The sequence below is a fragment of the Leptospira selangorensis genome (assembly GCF_004769405.1).
Classification (GTDB): domain Bacteria; phylum Spirochaetota; class Leptospiria; order Leptospirales; family Leptospiraceae; genus Leptospira_B; species Leptospira_B selangorensis.
In genome coordinates, this window is sequence record NZ_RQES01000027.1 from 33096 (window position 1) to 50386 (window position 17291).

16 protein-coding genes are annotated in these 17291 nt (G+C 40.3%); 6 read left to right on the plus strand and 10 right to left on the minus strand.

Going from position 1 to position 17291, the window contains the following annotated elements:
• Positions 1-14 precede the first annotated feature (14 nt).
• From EHO58_RS19240 to EHO58_RS19250, 3 genes are read right to left on the minus strand one after another with little or no spacing between them, the layout of a single operon-like run.
• Entirely contained in the window at positions 15-1052 is a 1038-nt protein-coding gene (locus EHO58_RS19240; RefSeq protein WP_135681006.1) for a DUF1574 domain-containing protein, read from the minus strand.
• Positions 1053-1059: 7 nt separating this feature from the next.
• Entirely contained in the window at positions 1060-2469 is a 1410-nt protein-coding gene (locus EHO58_RS19245) for an MBOAT family O-acyltransferase (RefSeq protein WP_135681007.1), read from the minus strand.
• Positions 2466-3221, minus strand: coding sequence for a pseudouridine synthase (locus EHO58_RS19250; protein WP_135626298.1), 756 nt, complete (start codon positions 3219-3221; stop codon positions 2466-2468). Before EHO58_RS19250 ends, EHO58_RS19245 begins: the two co-directional genes overlap by 4 nt.
• A 105-nt stretch (positions 3222-3326) precedes the next feature.
• On the opposite strand from EHO58_RS19250, the gene lipA reads away from it, so the two are divergent.
• Both lipA and EHO58_RS19260 read left to right on the plus strand, forming a co-directional pair.
• Positions 3327-4232: a lipoyl synthase gene (gene lipA, locus EHO58_RS19255; RefSeq protein WP_135626297.1), complete on the plus strand. Its 906-nt coding sequence runs from the start codon at positions 3327-3329 to the stop codon at positions 4230-4232.
• Entirely contained in the window at positions 4217-4555 is a 339-nt protein-coding gene (locus EHO58_RS19260) for a hypothetical protein (RefSeq protein ID WP_135626296.1), read from the plus strand. The genes lipA and EHO58_RS19260 overlap by 16 nt, the downstream gene beginning before the upstream one ends.
• A gap of 64 nt (positions 4556-4619) precedes the next feature.
• Here EHO58_RS19260 and EHO58_RS19265 read toward each other — a convergent pair whose 3' ends face one another.
• A complete protein-coding gene (locus EHO58_RS19265) occupies positions 4620-5801 on the minus strand; it encodes a lipoprotein LipL45 (RefSeq protein WP_135626295.1) in 1182 nt (393 codons plus the stop codon).
• Between the two features lie 100 nt (positions 5802-5901).
• On the minus strand, positions 5902-7101 hold the full coding sequence (locus tag EHO58_RS19270; RefSeq protein ID WP_208728873.1) for a PQQ-dependent sugar dehydrogenase: 1200 nt from the start codon (positions 7099-7101) through the stop codon (positions 5902-5904).
• 98 nt (positions 7102-7199) lie between these two features.
• Here EHO58_RS19270 and EHO58_RS19275 point away from each other — a divergent pair, with 98 nt between their 5' ends.
• A complete protein-coding gene (locus tag EHO58_RS19275; protein WP_135681009.1) occupies positions 7200-8531 on the plus strand; it encodes a radical SAM protein in 1332 nt (443 codons plus the stop codon).
• On the opposite strand, the gene EHO58_RS19280 is transcribed toward EHO58_RS19275, so the two are convergent.
• The 3 genes from EHO58_RS19280 to EHO58_RS19290 are packed head-to-tail and all read right to left on the minus strand — an operon-like array spanning position 8528 to position 10579.
• The gene (locus EHO58_RS19280) at positions 8528-9211 is read right to left on the minus strand and encodes a TIGR00266 family protein (protein WP_135681010.1); all 684 of its coding nucleotides are present in this window, start codon (positions 9209-9211) and stop codon (positions 8528-8530) included. The two genes, EHO58_RS19275 and EHO58_RS19280, sit on opposite strands and share 4 nt — an antisense overlap.
• Before the next feature lie 4 nt (positions 9212-9215).
• The gene (locus EHO58_RS19285; RefSeq protein ID WP_100724692.1) at positions 9216-9890 is read right to left on the minus strand and encodes a TIGR00266 family protein; all 675 of its coding nucleotides are present in this window, start codon (positions 9888-9890) and stop codon (positions 9216-9218) included.
• 23 nt (positions 9891-9913) lie between these two features.
• Positions 9914-10579, minus strand: coding sequence for a TIGR00266 family protein (locus EHO58_RS19290; protein WP_135626291.1), 666 nt, complete (start codon positions 10577-10579; stop codon positions 9914-9916).
• A 101-nt stretch (positions 10580-10680) separates the two neighbouring features.
• Between EHO58_RS19290 and EHO58_RS19295 the strand changes: the two genes are divergently transcribed.
• The 3 genes from EHO58_RS19295 (at position 10681) to ptsP (ending at position 14354) form a co-directional block, all read left to right on the plus strand.
• Positions 10681-11340, plus strand: a complete 660-nt coding sequence (locus EHO58_RS19295) for an SDR family oxidoreductase (protein ID WP_135626290.1) — start codon at positions 10681-10683, stop codon at positions 11338-11340.
• A gap of 261 nt (positions 11341-11601) precedes the next feature.
• The gene (gene lpxC / locus EHO58_RS19300; RefSeq protein ID WP_135626353.1) at positions 11602-12507 is read left to right on the plus strand and encodes a UDP-3-O-acyl-N-acetylglucosamine deacetylase; all 906 of its coding nucleotides are present in this window, start codon (positions 11602-11604) and stop codon (positions 12505-12507) included.
• 104 nt (positions 12508-12611) lie between these two features.
• On the plus strand, positions 12612-14354 hold the full coding sequence (ptsP, locus tag EHO58_RS19305) for a phosphoenolpyruvate--protein phosphotransferase (RefSeq protein WP_135681011.1): 1743 nt from the start codon (positions 12612-12614) through the stop codon (positions 14352-14354).
• On the opposite strand, the gene EHO58_RS19310 is transcribed toward ptsP, so the two are convergent.
• Both EHO58_RS19310 and EHO58_RS19315 read right to left on the minus strand, forming a co-directional pair.
• Positions 14335-15012, minus strand: coding sequence for an LIC11631 family protein (locus tag EHO58_RS19310; protein WP_135681012.1), 678 nt, complete (start codon positions 15010-15012; stop codon positions 14335-14337). The two genes, ptsP and EHO58_RS19310, sit on opposite strands and share 20 nt — an antisense overlap.
• Before the next feature lie 119 nt (positions 15013-15131).
• Positions 15132-17171, minus strand: a complete 2040-nt coding sequence (locus EHO58_RS19315) for an AMP-dependent synthetase/ligase (RefSeq protein WP_135681013.1) — start codon at positions 17169-17171, stop codon at positions 15132-15134.
• Between the last annotated feature and the right edge of the window lie 120 nt (positions 17172-17291).

Consider the following 17291-nt stretch of genomic DNA (forward strand, 5'->3'; position numbering starts at 1 on the left):
TGCTGCGTGATTTCTCAGGGAAGTTTTTTCTTCCCTGTAAAATCATTCATCAGAATTTCAGACTGTTCTAATATACAAAGTACACTTTGGTGAGAACCGTCATAATATAAATCACAAGAACTTAAAGTATTCATGTCCGCTGCAGAAGCACCGTATGCTTCGGCAAGCTTTTGTATTCTTGGCCACCAGGATTTTTCGAGTCCTAATTCGTAATACCCGGCCCTATATCCCGGATATACTTTAGGCCAGATTAGATAGGTTTTGACCCCTTCTTCTTTCGCTAATTTTAAAAATTCTTCAACGAAATAAAATTCGTTTTCTCCTAAGGTAAATCCTGAGAGATAAATACTCTTTAATCTAAGTGCATCCTTTGCCAGTTTTTTAGGATTATTACTGACACTTGCATATCCGAGTTGTTCCCCGTTCCCCAATTCCAAAATTAAATTTTCATGATTTTGGTCGGCTCTATACTGTTTTAGTTTTCCACCTGTCAGTCTGGACCAAAAAAGTTTGAATCCAGGTCGGATCTTTCTGATAGAAAAGAAATTTTCTTTAAGGATCTCTAATTTATCGGAATCGGAAAAATGATCCCAATATGTTTGTCTAAACTCCTCGTCAGCTCCTATCCTTAAGAACGGTTCGTATAAAAGTCCTCTCGAATCGTCTACGAAACCTTCGGGACTAACAACATAAAAGACTGCCTTAGGTTTAATCCCGGATTGGATAATCTTACGAAACCAATAGAAACCGTAAGCTGGTACCGCTTGTGGGCCGGAAAAATTATAAACGGTCCAATCCTTTTGTATATTCTCGGGAAGAGTTTTTATACTATAAGGATAAGCTCTCGAATCTCCGAAGGCCAAGGTTAGATTTTTCTCTTTTAAAGAAGGATCGTTCTTTAATTTTTCGAAAAGATGATTTCGATGAGTGTAATAGACAGGATTCCCTTCTTGGTAAAAGGATGTTTTGAAAAAATCCAAGAGAAAAATTTTATCCGCAAAGAACAGGAAAACGATAAAAATTAAAGGGATATAGATAAATTTCTTTTTCATGATCTTATTAAAACTGCCCGTAAAAGAAATCCGCATTACCCGTAGGTAAAGCTAGGAGAACTAGGATCCAAACGATAGGAAGAAGTATCGTTTTCCATCGCAAATCCACTTTAAATCTTTCAGGCCATTCCTCCACACAATGGAAAAATAAAGCCACAAAGAGTGCAAAAATACAAGGTTCCATATTCGGGAAATTTACTCCAGGGGCCCAAACGAGAATTCTATGTACAGCAGCGACTGCGGAGCTGAAATCCGGAGTGAAAAATAGGATCCAAGATACTATATATATATGCAGAACGAATAGATAAGTGATCGTTCTCTTTACATACGGTATTTCTGGTATCAATTTTATATTCCAATCCTTAAATGCTCTTTCGGCGGAAAGATAAAGCCCGGTCAAAGCTCCCCAGGTCAGATAATTTAAATTAGCCCCATGCCAAAGACCACCTAATCCGAACGCGACCAAATAATTGAAACAGGTACGCAATGTCCCACTTCTTGAACCACCAAGCGGAATATACAAATAATCTCGGATCCAAAAGGAGAAGGTCAAATGCCATCTTCTCCAGAAATCCCCGAAACCGTTAAAGAAAAACGGAGCCTTGAAGTTTTGAGGTAAAGTAAAACCTAAAAGTTTTCCCATTCCTCTTGCAAGATCGGTAAGTCCGGAAAAATCCAAATAAAGATAGATCGCGAAAAAATAAATCGTACTGAGTAGCGCTTGTCCGGAAAAAGAAGAAGTTTCCGCAAAAACCTGAAAAATGGATCCGGACATTAAAGCGGTAACTACGGATTTTTTAAACAGACCGACTACTACCAACCATAACCCATCAACCATATCTTCCTTTTCCATTTTAGGAGAATCGAATTGAGTAGAAACGTCGGAATATCTTAGGATAGGCCCTGCAATCATTACCGGAAAAAGAAAAATATAAGAAGCAATCTTTAAAAAACCTAGATCCTCTTGTATCAATCCCTTCTTCTTATCCACAAGTAGAGAAATTAACTGAAAAGTATAATAGCTGATAGTAAGCGGAAGTACTACTTCAAAACCGGCCCATTCCAGTGATTTGGATAAAATGCCGTCTAGGCTGATCTTATTTTGGAATTCGGGGATTCCTAAAAATATTCCGAGAAGATCCGCGAAAAAATAGAAATATTTAAAAAAAGCTAAATTAAGAACATTGAATCCTATAGAAACCGGCAAAAACCATTTTTTATTCAAAAAGAATCGAATAAAAAACCAATTGATCGAAACGACAGCGATCAAATGAAACAGGAATTTCCAAGAAGCGAATGCGTAGAAAAATCCTGAACTTAGGATTAGAAAAAATTTCTTCCATCGATCAGGAAGATTCCAATACACCAGAAATACTAGGCAGAAAAAAAATAAAAATTCTAAACTGGTAAAATTCATGGTCTCCAAACTTTAGGATCCAGTAAGACAAACTTACCTTCTCCGATTTTCAATTTTTCCAAAGAAAGTTTTCCGATACGGATTCTTTGTAGGTCGATCACTCTTCCTCCAAGGATTGAGAACATCCTACGGATCTGACGTTTTCTTCCTTGTTTTAAGATCACTCTAAACTTGGAAGATCCTTCTCCTTTTACTAAGGATGTAACCTTCTCCGCTTTTAAAAATTCTCCCTCGTCCATAAACCCTTTCGTGAATCTGTCCTTCACTTCCTTGGAATCCAATTCTTCTTCTAAGATTACTTCGTATTCTTTTTCGGAACCTTCGGATGGATGTGTGATCTCTTGGACTAAATTCCCTTGGTCGGATAAAAGAAGAAGTCCCCTGGAATCCAGGTCTAGTCTCCCTGCTATAAAAAGTTTTCCGTACTTTTTAGGGAGTAACTCAAAAACCGTATTAGAATGAAAACGATCGCTATGGGAGCAAAGAAAACCTTTCGGTTTGTTTAAGGCCAAAAATACGGCTTCTGTAGGCGGTTCTAATTTTTTATTTCCTACCTGAACGGAGTCCAGACCTACTTTGATTTTGGTGCTCAGATTCTTTTCAATCACACCATTGACTCTTACCTTTCCGGAAAGAACCAATTCTTCGACCTTTCTGCGCGAACCAAGACCGCAGTCTGAGAGAAACCGATTGATCCGGATCTCTTTTTGGGGTTTTTCCCCTTTTTTCACTTTCGCGATATTTTCGCTCAAACTTTCCCCAGTCCTATACCGATATCCCTCCAGAATCGAACACCCACCTATTTCCGGCTACCCAAAACACTTGACTCTTTGGAGACTCGGGCAGAGGCTTTAAGGGTGAATCCACTTAAAAAGAAGCCCAGATCCAATGCTTACCAACCAGCTCCCGAAAAACCGGATTGGTTAAAGGTCAGGCTTCCTTTCCGTGAAAAGGAAAATCCGGTAGATTTCGTTCGTAGTTCTGTCGAGGGTGGAAAACTCAATACAGTCTGCGAAAGTGCTTCTTGCCCCAACCTAAACCATTGTTGGTCTAGAAAAACCGCTACTTATATGCTTGCAGGAGATATCTGCACGAGACGTTGTTCCTACTGTGATGTCGCCTTTGGAAAACCTCTCGCATTAAATCCGGAAGAACCTTTAAGAGTAGCAGAATCCGCAAAAGCTTTGGGCTTAAACCATGTGGTAATCACTTCAGTAAACAGAGACGATCTAGCGGATGGAGGAGCGGCTCATTATAAAAAAACGGTAGAGTTGATCCGAGAAAGACTACCTGAATGCAAAATTGAAATTTTAGTTCCGGATTTCAAAATGAGAGAAGAAAACTTAGAGATCGTTTATTCTTCCAAACCGGATATATTCAATCATAACCTAGAAACAGTGGAGAGATTATTTCCCACTGTGGCTCCTGCTAAAAAATATGAAAGATCATTAGATGTTCTGGAACATGCATCTAAAAAAGGACTTTTAACTAAAAGTGGACTCATACTTGGACTTGGCGAAACATTAGAAGAAGTCCACCAAACTCTGAAAGATCTCAGATCCGTAGGAGTTCAGATGATCACTTTAGGACAATATTTGCAGCCAACTCCTACACATCTTCCTGTGAGCGAGTATATTCGCCCTGAAGTATTCAAGGATCTAAAAGAATTCGGAAAAGCCTTAGGATTCAGGACAGTATTCTCAGGACCTTTGGTCAGAAGTTCTTATCACGCGGACGAGCAAGTGCCGTGGTTCGAAAATTAAAAAGAGCCAAAGATAAATTTCCGGATATTCCGGATTCTGGAGAGATGAAAAAGATCATCTTTCATTCTATTCTATCTTATCTTTCCAAACAAGACGGTCATGTTTCTAAAATGGAGATCAAAGATCTTCTTTTTGATGCGATTAGTTTAATCCCAGGTTTCAGAGTGGAATGGGGAGAGATCCAAAAATTCGGTAAAAGTAAATTACTAGTAAATTATAAAGATAAACTTCTGATATTAGATCTAGAAGAAATTTCTAATATGATCCTAAAACTTTGGGATCATTACCTGGATACTCATCCACATCATAAACCCCATAAATAGAAAAACCCGAGCTGCCCTTTAGAGCAACCCGGGATTTTTCCACCTTTAAGCTTGTGCCTGTGGATTAGTTTTCGGATTTAGTTTGGAAGTCGTAGATAACTTCTTTCACATCATCCTGATTGATCTTCTTGATACCGTCTTCGGTATGGACGATCATTGTACTACCTTGCTGGTCTACTATCGCTCCGATGATGGTAGTTTTGCCATCAGCCAATACGATTTTTTCCAGTTTTTCGTAGTAGTTTACAAGATCCTTATTGGTTTTCAGGTTTTTAGGAGCGGAAACAAGAACGTTCTTGAATCTTTTCAGCTCATCAGCCTGACGCTTAGCTAATTCTTCTTCGATTTTCTTTCTCTCAGCTTCGTTAGCAGCGTTTGTAGCTTCGTCAACTTTACCGGACTTAGGATCGATATTTAGTTTTGCTAATTTATCGGTAGTCTCTTTGTCCAGAGTAACGATGGTTCTGATCTCTTCTTCTTCGGTTTTGGATACCCCAGCGCCACTTAGTTTAGTAACCGCTTTAGGAATATCTTTCTCCAAAGTAGCATCTAGCTTAGTAAGTTCTTTCTCACCGAATTTTTTATCAGGAGCTTTTACTATAGAAGATTCATCTTTTTCTAAGATAACTTCAGCTTTGTCTAAAGAAGCTTTGATCTTTTGCAATTCTGCATTCGCAGAAATTTCTTCAGCAGTTGCACCTTCCAGAGCGCGAACTCTTGGAGATACTGCAACGGATCCTTCTAATACTTTCACGACAGATCTGTCGTTTTTAGTACGATCCACAACGAAAGAAGTTCCTCTAACTCCCGCGATTGCGGTCGGAGTTACTACAGAGAACTGATCGTCTTTGCTTGCTTTATTTACTTTAGCGAAAACTTTTCCGGAAACTAAGGACAATCTAGTGTCAGTGTTTCCTTGGGTATTCAAAGCTAGAGCAGAGAATTCCAAGCTTGACTTTTCAGCTAAACGAACAGCCGATCCGTCGGAGAATTGGATATCAACTTTTGCTTTTGCCTTGGTTTCAATCTTGTCCCCTTCTTTCAGGACAGTTCCAAGACTAGCTTTGTCTTCAGTTAAGTCAGCGTGTTGGATTTTTGCTTCTCCAACGCTAAATACTACGATTGCCGATGGTTGGCTCTGTTTTGCGTTCGCGGAATCCGCGTTCTCCGCAGGCTTTTTACAAGCTCCGGATGTCAACAGACCGACCATTAGGACGGCTGATGCAACGGAAATGATCTTATTCATACCCCTATCCTTCTTTGATCGAGATTAATCAGAAACCGCGGTGGAGGCAGTCCGATCTATATTGGGTTAACATCTATGGATTTGGGATTTTCAATTTATTTCAATTTTTTTTTCCAATTTGGAAGATATTTCCTGAACTAAAATCACCAAAATACAGCTCACCTGTGGAATCTTGGCCAAATGTGCTGATTAAGAAATGAGTATCCCCTAATATAGTTAGTTTCCTTTTACCTTCTGTTTCGGTGGAAAAACCTAGGAGCTTTCCTGAGATAAAGTCCGCAAATATATACCATCCATAGAATTTGGAAAGATTTTTACCTCTGTACACGTAACCACCGGTAATAGAACGACCCAAATCATGATCGTATTCCAGTATTGGGTCAGTTAACCCCGGTTTTTCGCAATTTGCCTTAGGTAAAAAGCAGTGGAATCCTTCCTTTATATTCCAGCCGTAATTTTTACCTTTTAGAACCAGATCTACTTCTTCCCAATCATCCTGTCCTACATCTGCAAGATACAGATCTCCTGTTTTAGTATCGAAGGAGAATTTCCAAGGGTTTCTGAATCCGTACGCCCAGATCTCAGGCAAAAATCCGGGTGAGTTTTTGTAAGGATTGTCTTCCGGGATTTTATAAGGAGGGGCATTCGTATCCAGGTTAGGCGTTATTCGGATCAGAGTTCCTAGATAAGTAGAAGTGTTTTGTCCATGTTTATAAGGATCTGCAGCTGCTCCTCCATCCCCAAAACCGATATATAATTTTCCATCCGGACCAAAACCGAGTTGGCCTGCATTATGATTGGAATAAGGCTGATCCACTCTAAGTAAGATCCTTTTACGATCTTGCCAACGTATTACTTTCGAATCATCCCAACGAAATTCTAAAATGAATGTTTGGTCCTTCCCGGATTCTTTAGAAACTGCATTGATATAGAAGAGTTTATTTTCCGAAAACTTAGGGTGAAATGCGAGACCCAGTAAACCTTCTTCCGACCTTGTTTCCACACTCCCGGTAAAATCAGCGATTAGTTTGGATTGATTGTTGGCAAAATTCCAGAGAAGGATTTTCCCCTTCTTCTCCAAAACTACCATCTCACCCGGTAGGCTCGGATGAAATTGTATATCCGTGATTTCTTTAAATCCGGAAGCAACCTGAGTCCAACCGAAAACGTATTCTACGTTGCTTTCCGTTTTAGGTTTTTGTTTTTTAGTTTTGGCGAGAAGATAGGTGCCCTCTCCCGTAAAGAGTAAGAGTCCCAGAAATAGAAAGAAGGTTAAGATCCTGTTGCGAAATCGTATCATTCTGGCAGAAAAAAATACAGTTTGAAATCGCTCAGTCAAGGATGAAAAAGCCAAAAACTAGATGCCAAAACTCACCCACAAACCAGTCTGGAGTTAAGATGAGCACGAGCACCCTTCGCCCCGAATCTTCCATAGCCTTATTGGAGGAAATGGAAAAAAAATATAAACAGATCCCATTCGAAGCAATTCTGAAACAGGATATTCTGAGGCAAGGGATCCATTTTCTTCCTGAATCTTTTCAAGTAGGGGAAGATTATAAGACAAAGGATTATTTCATCTTCTCCTTTGATCATATTCCACTTGCAGATATGAAAGAAGGCACCGACTCTAAAGCTCCGGAAGAGATCAAAATCACCGGCGGTTATTTCAATTTATTACCGACCGTAGTTTCTACCCGTAATAATCCGGATTCACCTTATAAAGTGAAACGTATTCCTGCCGGAGAAAAAGACGAAGGAAGACCAGGTCTTTATTTAAACGAAACATTTTTAGGAAAGTTAGAGTATCCACCTAAACCTGCTTGGTACAGACATAAAACGAAGTCCGGAAAAATTCCGGGAGAGATCGCACCGGTTATTGAATGGGGATATCTGATCTATCTAACCGTATTTCGTAACTGCCAATACTTCGGTAAAGACGAAGAATGTGCTTACTGCGATATCAATCATAATTATAGACAACAGAAGAATGCAGGCAGACCTTATACCGGCGTTAAAGACATCGAAGATATTTTAGAAGTTCTGTCTTGGATCGATGCAGAAGACGAGATCGCAAAAGTGTATACGATCACAGGCGGATCCGTAATCACTTCTCTCAAAAAGAAAAATGAAATAGATTTTTATTTAGAATACGCGCAAGCAATCGAGCAAAAATTCCCTGGAAGATGGATGGGCAAGATCGTTTCCCAAGCCTGGGAAAATGATGACTGCAAAAAATTCAAAGACGCAGGTATCCAAGTTTATCATCCCAACTACGAGGTATGGGAACCGGAACTATTCAGAAAAATTTGTCCTGGAAAAGAAGCGTATATCGGTAGAGATACTTGGATCAGAAGGATCGTAGACTCCGCAGAAATTTTTGGGCCTTCTTATGTAATCCCGAACTTTGTGGGAGGAGTAGAACTTTCCCAACCTTGGGGATTTGCTACAGTCGCAGAAGCGATCAAATCTACCGGAGAAGGTTTAGACTTCTTCATGTCCAAGGGGATCATGCCTAGATTCACTGCATGGTGCCCTGAACCTTATACAACTTTAGGAACTCAGGCAGGTCCTCCTCTAGAATATTTCTGCGAATTACTCACAGTCTGGAAGTCTACATTCGAAAAATATAATCTACCAGTGCCTCCAGGTTATGGAGAACCGGGACCAGGAAAGGCGGTATTCTCCGTTTCCGCCTTTATGGATGTGATCGGTTATACAGGAAGGGCTTAATCCCCTCCACTGGTAGAACGTTCCACTCTTCTCCAGGCGTTTGCCCAAGAAGCAAAAGAGTTTTGGTTTCTAGTCTGCAGATAAAGTTTGCCCTTACCGGAAAATTTTGCGACGATTCCTTCTCCTGATAAGAAGAGGGATTTTAAGCCGCCTACCTTATCCAAATGATATTCTAGGCTTGGCTCAAAACCTACGATATGACCCGTGTCTACGATGTACATTCCTTCCACATCCACAGTATGAATTGCTCCAAAACTAGAAAAGAAAAGGTCTCCTGCTCCGGAAACTTTTAGGAAGAATAAACCTTCTCCCGCGAAAAATCCCTTAAATCCTCCCCATTTACTGTCAATGACGAGTCCCGTACTTCCTGCAACATAGGCCCCTCTACTTAGGATCAATTCTTCATTTTGTAGGGTCCGATGTTCTAGGTCTCCTTGTGTGGCAGAAGTTAAAAATAATTCTCCGGAACCTTCTGCAGTAAACGTATTCTGAAAGAAAGATTCTCCGCTGAATAAGGCTCTTTTTGCAGAGGCGAAGATGCCCCCCTGTGCCTTTGTCTCCATTTTGATCTCAGGAGACATTGCGACCATCGCACCTGATTCGGCACGGATCGATTCTCCAGAATTCATTTGTAATTTAATAAGAGGAAAATCAGGTTTAGCTAATATTTCAAATTTCATATTCTTATGATTCCTTTTTAGGAGGTAATTTATCTCGGAACCATGCGCCTAAACTAGGCACGTTCCTGGATTGGAGCCAAAGCCTTCCTTTCCCTCTAAACTTTGCCACGAAACCTTCCCCGCCCAAAAAGAAGGATTTCCATCCACCGAATTTAGTGATCTCGTATTGCAAACCTTCTTCGAATGCGACGATATGTCCTGTGTCTACGATGAACTCACCTTCTACATCGAGTAATTCTATTCCTCCATAACTGGAGATAAGAACGGGTCCACTCCCTGTGAGTTTTAGGAAGAATAAAGACTCTCCACTGAAAAAACCTTTAAGCCCTTGGAATTTGGTATCTATGTCTATATTCGGTTGTGACGCGAGAAAGGAACTGGATTGGATAAAAATAGTCCCGTTCAGATCTAGTTTTTCTATATCACCAGGCAATGTAGGAGCAAGTAAAACTTCACCAGGTTGAGAAGCGCTGAATGTGTTCATCCAGAAGGATTCTCCGCCTAAAAAAGCCGCCTTTAAGGATTTGAAAAGTCCTCCTTGCTGCGCCTTACTCGTTTGCATTTGGATATGGGAACTCATACTCATAAGAGCTCCTGCTTCCGCCTTGATGGATTCTCCCGAATTCAGATTCACTTTCGCTACAGAATACGAGGGCTTATATAATAGTTGGATATTCATTATAAATTCCTAATTTAAAAACCTTATAAAGGAAGAAGTTTCGTCAGCCATCCGATAAAACTGGAAGGTACTCTGGATTGGATCCAAAGAGTTCCATGACCAGAAAAATTTGCGACGAGCCCTTCTCCGCCCAATAGAGTGGATTTCCAATTTCCACCTGCCTTTCCTACTTTGAACTGCAAAGAGTTTTCAAAAGCGACGATGTGGCCAGTATCCACAGTATAATTTCCTTGGACCTGGATCGGAACGATCGCGCCATAAGAACTTAAGAATAGTTTTCCTGTTCCGGAAATTTCTAATAAGAACAAACCTTCTCCGCCTAATAAGGAACGGATCCCTCCGAATTTAGAGACCACTTGGATCCCGGAATCTGAAGCAAGATAAGATCCGGATTGAACAAAAATACTTTTGCCTCCCAGATCCAAGTCCACGATATCTCCCGGAAGATCCGGAGCAAGGCCGATCTCTCCTCCGGAAGAAGGAGCAGTATACGTGTTGAAGAAAAAAGATTCTCCGCCGAAAAATTTACGAGCGAGTGCGGAGAAAAATCCGCTTCCCATTTTAGTTTCCACTCCCATTCCGGAACTCATGTAGACCATGACGCCTGCTTCGGATTTAATCGATTGACCCGAATCCAAACGGAGCTTCAATAAGGAGAACGAAGGTTTATGCGAAATCTGGTATTGCATACGAAAGGAAAGTTTGGAAAATATTTTCCAATGCGTCAATCGATTCCCGTAATTCCATATGTCTTTCTAATGTATTCTATTCCATAAAGAAGAACTTTCAAATGAAACAAGTTTTGATTACAGGTGCAAATCGAGGAATCGGTCTAGAGCTCGCTAATTTATATTCGGAAAAAGGTTACACTGTTTATGCAGCTTGCAGAAAAAGTTCGGAACCTTTACGCAGGCTGGGTGTAAAAATTTTTGAAGGTTTGGACCTTACACAAAGCCAAAGTTTCGAAACTCTCTCCGGTTTTCTGACCGGGGTCAAGCTGGACATTCTCATCAATAACGCAGGTATCCTGATCCCTGATAATTTGGAAAGCGTGGACTTTACAGAATTAGAAACCCAGATCCTGGTAAATGCAATCGGACCTATACGATTAAGTCGTCTACTTCTTCCTAAACTTGGCCCTCATTCCAAACTGATTTTTATCACTAGCAGAATGGGATCCATCGCGGACAACACTTCAGGTGCTTATTATGGATATAGAATGTCCAAAGCCGCCTTGAATGCAGGTGCCGTTAGTCTTGCACGCGATCTTGCACCTAAAAAGATCTCTGTAGGTATTTTCCACCCAGGAATGGTAGCCACCGAAATGACAGGAAGACAAGGAATTCCGCCTAGAGAGGCGGCCGAGGGACTAGCCCATTTAGTGGAAAAACTCTCCCCGGAAAGGTCCGGAAGATTCTTTCATCAAAACGGGGAAGAGTTACCATGGTAATTGGATTCTGTCTCCCTAAAACAACACTGTTGTAAAAAAGAGACAGAAGTACAGAAATTTCTTTCAAATTATGTCTAGTTGTCTCTGTACCGAGCTATAATGCCCGTCTAAAATCATCTTTTTGCACTGCACCTGGCATGGATATTGCTTCTATAGTCCTAAAGGGTTAATTTTAATTGGATTTCACAGACGTCCAATCTAGAAAGAACCCGGTGCAAAGCGAATGGATTCCGGAACCGAAAGTTTCCGGGGTAGGAAATGATGAATTTCACAGAACATAGAAAAACTCTTAAAGAAACAGTTAGAATTAAGGGGATTGGATTACATTCCGGTAAGGAAGTAAATCTGGTCGGGCACCCTGCTCCTGTTGGAACAGGTATAGTTTTTGAATATAGAAAGGGAGAAGATAAAGCATCTATCCCTGTAGAACTAAGCAACGTAGTAGATACGAGTAATGCTACCACACTTGGAGACGGACTCCATAGAGTCCAAACCGTTGAGCACCTAATGGCAGCGGTATTCTCTCTAGGAATTACTGATATGATCCTGGAAATCGACTCAGTAGAAGTTCCGATCATGGACGGATCTTCCCTTCCATTCCTAGAAGCTTTCGAAAACACGGGTTACACTGAATTCGAAGAAAGAATCGAACCTATTTATGTAAAAAACCCGATGTGGGTGGTAGATGGGGACAAATACCTTGTGATCCTTCCAAGCGAAACCTGGAAAGTGACCTACACAATCGACTTCCCTCACCCTCTTCTTAAAGGCCAGAATATCACAATCGATCTGGACCGAGACATCCTCAAAAACGAAATTTTACCAGCTAGAACCTTCGGATTCCTAAAAGATGTAGAAGCACTCCAAGCAAGAGGACTTGCTATGGGAGGATCCTTGGACAACGCAATCGTTCTTACCCAGGACGGATACTTAAATGAATCCCTCCGATATGAGAACGAATGTGTCCGACACAAAATTTTGGACCTGGTAGGTGATCTTTCCATCGCAGGAAGACCTATCATAGGACATTATTTGGCTTCCAAGGCGGGACATGCACTGGATGTTTCCATGGCTAAGTTAGTCATGAGTTCAGTAACTGGAAACGAACTGGGCAAATACAAAAGCCGTCGTATCCCACTTTTCAACAGAAAAGCGGCGATGGTCTAAATATGTACGATTTTCCCGCCTATGTTCAGGCGGGAAGCTCCAAATTTATAAAAGACTTGTCGATTCACTAAACTACTGTATTTCTACCAGCGGATATTCATTCTATGAATGGCGGCGGGAAAAGAAGTACATATATGGGGATAGTCGCTTTTCCCGGCAGATTTTACGGTCGTTGCGTAAAAGTCGGGACAAAGAGAAGACATCTAGCTCACGGCGCCTATATTCATGAGAGCCAAAAACCGGAAGAGCTCAAAAAATTATCCAACGCACTCGATTCTTCCAAAATTGAATTAAAATCTATTATCACTAGTCTCAAAACAAGAGAACAAGATAGAGAACTAAAAGAAATTTTAGAAACCCAGGTCACGATCACAGAAGACCCGGGGCTACAAGATTCATTCAGAAATCGGATCAAAGAATATAATGAAAACGCATTTTTAGCGGTCCAAAATACGATCAACGAACTCACAGATAAGTTCACTCGTATGGACAATCCATTCTTCCGGGAACGATCGGATCATTTCCAAGACATCTCCAATCGGATCTTAGAAAACCTATTAGATAAAAAGGAAGAAGTTTCATTCTTAGCGGATCAATCAGAAGACGTGATCCTAGTCGCAAGACAATTGACTCCATCACAGATGATACTCATGGATAAGAGTAGAATCAGAGGAATTGCAACTGACCTGGGTGGAAAAACCGGTCATATGGCAATTCTCGCCAGAAACTACGGAATCCCTACTATAGTTGGCTTAAAAGAATTTTATAGAAATATTAACGATTTCGAATATGTTTTCCTGGATGCAGACACAGGACAGATAGTAAGGAATCCAACAATAGAAGAAGTGAAATATTATGGTGCTTCTTCCCCTTTAAGTTTCGAGACAAAGGTAATAAAACCTAAAAAAGCAGTCACAAAAGACGGAGTCAAGATCAGACTAAAATGTAATTTGGAATCGGATACCGACTGTGATATTGCTAAAAAAGCGGATGTTGACGGAGTGGGACTTTTCCGCTCAGAGTCATTATTCTTAAAATACCAGGATAAAAACGTATCAGGCGAAGAACAATTTTTAGCATATAAAAGGATCGCTGAAGGAATGGATCCGAATCCTGTTTATATCAGGACCTTTGATATAGGGGCTGATAAATTTTCCACGGGAGAATTCGAGGAGAATCCTTTTCTAGGAAATAGAGGAATTCGATATAGCCTTCAGAATCCGGATTGGTTCAAAGAACAATTGATTGCTATACTCAGAGCTTCTGCTTATGGAAATCTGAGTATTATGCTTCCTATGGTAACAAACCTAGGAGAAATCAAAAAAACAAAAGAAATATTAGAAGAATGTAAAAGAGAACTTACTGCCAAAAAGGAAAAGTTCAACAAAAAGATCAAACTAGGAGTGATGGTAGAAACTCCTTCTGCTGTGTCCTCCATGGATGTTTTGGCAAGAGAAGTGGATTTTTTCTCCGTAGGAACTAACGATCTATTACAATATCTAATGGCAGTGGATCGAAATAATGTGAATGTTTCTTCCTTATACAATCCATTCCATATTTCTTTTTTAAGAGCTTTGGTCCAAATTGTAGAAACAGCTTGGAAATATGAAAGACCATTAAGTATTTGTGGAGAACTCGCCTCGGATACTAATTTTACGATCCTACTTTTGGGAATGGGATTCAGAGAACTTTCCATCTCCATACCATTCGTAGCGCCCATCCGTAAAATTTTAGCCTCTGTCAGTTTAAAACAGGCGAACTTTCTTTTGAAAAAGATTTTAGAACTTTCAGAGAACGAGGATTACGAGGCGATCGAAGCCTTCCTATTCAGCAAACACTTGGAGTAACTGAATATTCCAGACTCAAAAATAAAAACGGATCCTGGTCTATCTTCTTCTCTTGTAAAAATAATGGACCCAAAGATTCTTTCGGTTTCAGAAAATTCAAATACGACTGTTTTTCCGTTCTTAGGAAAAAATTCCCTGCTGATTTTTTCTCAGAATGGAACTGAGAGATCTTCTTGATTACTGAAGGAAGATTTCTATCTTCCGAATATATATTGGAAAATAAGATCAGATAATTTTTATCTTTCCAAATTCCTCTGAATACGAATCCTTCTCGGGAGAAAAATTCGCGAAAAGGGATTTCTTCGGATACATCTTCCAATCTTGAATATTGGAAAACATCTTCCGTACCAAGCACCTTAGGTAAGAATGAATCAATTTTAAGTCCGGGAGCTTCTTCCCAGCCTGCACTTAAACAAATCCCTTTTTTAAAACTTGGGTTTAGGTTTTTGATTTCCAGCTCCGACTGAAGTTTCTTCCAAGTGAGTTCTGCTCTGGCGAATATAAATCCTAAATTTAAGGCGGAAAATTCTTTTACTCTGGAAAAGTCCCAGACTTCTCTCTCTTTTAATGTGGAAAAGTAAAGATTGTCCAAAGCATATAGGTCCGAATGACCATAAGGTTCGAAAATACTGGTTTTGGAGAGTGTCGTTTTCGCCATACAGGATACATATCGGCGGCTTACAAAATTCTCCTCAGGGTAAAAAAAAAGCCCCGGTTTCAACCGAGGCTTCTTCATTCCTTTTTTAAAGGCTCTTTTAAGCCCTTATTAAGAGAATTTTATTTATCTGTATAGACCTTCTTGATCCTATCAGCGTATTTTTCAGCGATCACGTGACGTTTCATCTTCAACATATTGTTCAACTCATCTCCCACCTCAAAAGGTTTGGAAACGATAAAGAATGGAGTCACTTGCTCAAAGGATTTGAATCCGTTCTTAGCATTATTAAGAGCTTTGATCTCTTTTCTGAATAGATCCACTACTTTGGCGTTTTCGTTCAAAGCATCTTTATTGGAAATATCCACTCCGTTTTCTTTTGCCCATTCCTGTAACTTTTCGAAGTCAGGAACAATGATTGCCCCTAGGTTTTTCTGGTCTTGGCCTATGATCATACACTGGCTGATATAAACGGACTCTTGGAGTTTATTCTCGATAGGAACAGGCTCCACGTTTTCTCCGCCTAATAGAACCACGGTGTCTTTCGCTCTTCCGGTAAGCGTTAGGGTATGTTTGAAGTTGATCATCCCCATATCACCTGTGTTCATCCACCCGTCTACAAGAGCCTTAGAAGTAGCTTCTTCATTTTTGAAGTAACCTTTCATGACCTGAGGTCCGTTTACGAATACAACACCTTTGCGACCAAGTTTACCTTTGATCACTTTTCCGTTTGCGTCGATCTCAGTCAGAACTTCGTTATTATCATTTCTGATCTGAAGATGAGTTTTAGGAACGATAGAACCTACAGAACCTATGATCAACTTTTGGAAAGTTCTAACGGAAAGTACAGGAGAAGTTTCAGTCATACCGTAACCTTCCAATACATTGATCCCGATATTATTAAAGAACTCATCTACGTGACGAGGAAGTGCTCCTCCTCCGGAGATAGAAGCTTTCAATCTTCCACCGGTAGCAGTTCTGATCTTGGAAAGAACAATTTTGTCCAAGGTTGCACTATTCAAGAATACTCCAAGCCCTGCCAGAATATATAGAGGCAGACTCAAGAAAGAAAACTCAGTAGTAGCAAGTAGATATGCTGCAATGGAAGAAGCCACGGTCAAAGTGAAAGGTCCTGTTAATACTAACTGGACCAACATTAAGATCCCGTAAAATAGGGAAACGATCGGATTTCTTCCGTGATAATCCACTTCTTTGCCTGTAAGAAAACGAACTGCAGCGTTTTTCTTGTCTGAGAAGAAATAAGCCAATTTAAATAAACCGCGGCGAAGCGCAGGAGTTTGGCTCGGATCATTAATTCTTGTATAAATACCGTTATAGATATTTTCCCAAAGGCGAGGAGCAGAACCCATAAATGTAGGTTTCACAGTTGCCAAGTCTTGGCGAAGATCCCTAACATTAGTATAATATGTAGCAGCTCCGATGCTGATACAAACATATTCCACTACCCTTTCGAATACGTGCCAAACAGGAAGAATAGAAAGTAGTTTAGCCTCCGCACTGATCTTTAACATAGGGGTTACGTTCAATACTTGGTGCATCATATTAGAATGTCTTAATTGAACACCTTTGGGAAGACCGGTTGTTCCGGAAGTATAGATCAAAGTAAAAAGATCCTCAGGTTTGATAGCTGCAACTCTATCTTCTACCTTACGAGATCCTGAAGCTCTAAGACTTTTTCCTTTTTCGATCAGGTCATACATTTTCAGAACGCCTGGAGCCTCGGATTCTTTATCCATTACGATAATAGTTTTAACTTTTCCGAGCTGGGATTTGTTTCTGTTGAATTTCTCCAACATTTTATCATTTTCAATAAAGACTACTTCGGACTCGGAGTGGCTAACGATATATACGATCTCTGAGTCGGTGATATCAGTTCCTCTTGGAACGTCGGCCGCACCGGTCATGATAATACCATAATCTGCGATGATCCATTCTACGCGGTTATCAGCGAGTAACGCGACATGATCTCTGGATTGAATACCAAGTTCGATCAAAGCCTCGGCAAGATTCACACCTGCTTCGTATAACTCCGAATAGTTGATCGGCAAATAATTCTTTTGCGCGTCTTTGTATAAGAAAGCAGGTTTATTTTTAAATTTTTCTGCAGACTCACGAAATAATTGGGCGAGATTCTCAGCCATGTATGGAAATTCTCCTGAAATGAAATGGAATGATGGATGTGTCCGGCAGCACCTACCGGGAATCTGATTCCAGATTCAAACTAAATGCTTAAAGATAAATCCTTTTTTTAAAAACCAGTC

Bases quoted from the DNA above. Each gene is read 5' to 3' on its own strand.
- EHO58_RS19240 (WP_135681006.1), bottom strand. From the start codon at position 1,052: ATGAAAAAGAAATTTATCTATATCCCTTTAATTTTTATCGTTTTCCTG.
- EHO58_RS19245 (WP_135681007.1), bottom strand. From the start codon at position 2,469: ATGAATTTTACCAGTTTAGAATTTTTATTTTTTTTCTGCCTAGTATTT.
- EHO58_RS19265 (WP_135626295.1), bottom strand. From the start codon at position 5,801: ATGAATAAGATCATTTCCGTTGCATCAGCCGTCCTAATGGTCGGTCTG.
- EHO58_RS19270 (WP_208728873.1), bottom strand. From the start codon at position 7,101: ATGATACGATTTCGCAACAGGATCTTAACCTTCTTTCTATTTCTGGGA.
- EHO58_RS19275 (WP_135681009.1), top strand. From the start codon at position 7,200: ATGAGCACGAGCACCCTTCGCCCCGAATCTTCCATAGCCTTATTGGAG.
- EHO58_RS19280 (WP_135681010.1), bottom strand. From the start codon at position 9,211: ATGAAATTTGAAATATTAGCTAAACCTGATTTTCCTCTTATTAAATTA.
- EHO58_RS19285 (WP_100724692.1), bottom strand. From the start codon at position 9,890: ATGAATATCCAACTATTATATAAGCCCTCGTATTCTGTAGCGAAAGTG.
- EHO58_RS19290 (WP_135626291.1), bottom strand. From the start codon at position 10,579: ATGCAATACCAGATTTCGCATAAACCTTCGTTCTCCTTATTGAAGCTC.
- EHO58_RS19295 (WP_135626290.1), top strand. From the start codon at position 10,681: ATGAAACAAGTTTTGATTACAGGTGCAAATCGAGGAATCGGTCTAGAG.
- lpxC (WP_135626353.1), top strand. From the start codon at position 11,602: ATGAATTTCACAGAACATAGAAAAACTCTTAAAGAAACAGTTAGAATT.
- ptsP (WP_135681011.1), top strand. From the start codon at position 12,612: ATGAATGGCGGCGGGAAAAGAAGTACATATATGGGGATAGTCGCTTTT.
- EHO58_RS19310 (WP_135681012.1), bottom strand. From the start codon at position 15,012: ATGGCGAAAACGACACTCTCCAAAACCAGTATTTTCGAACCTTATGGT.
- EHO58_RS19315 (WP_135681013.1), bottom strand. From the start codon at position 17,171: ATGGCTGAGAATCTCGCCCAATTATTTCGTGAGTCTGCAGAAAAATTT.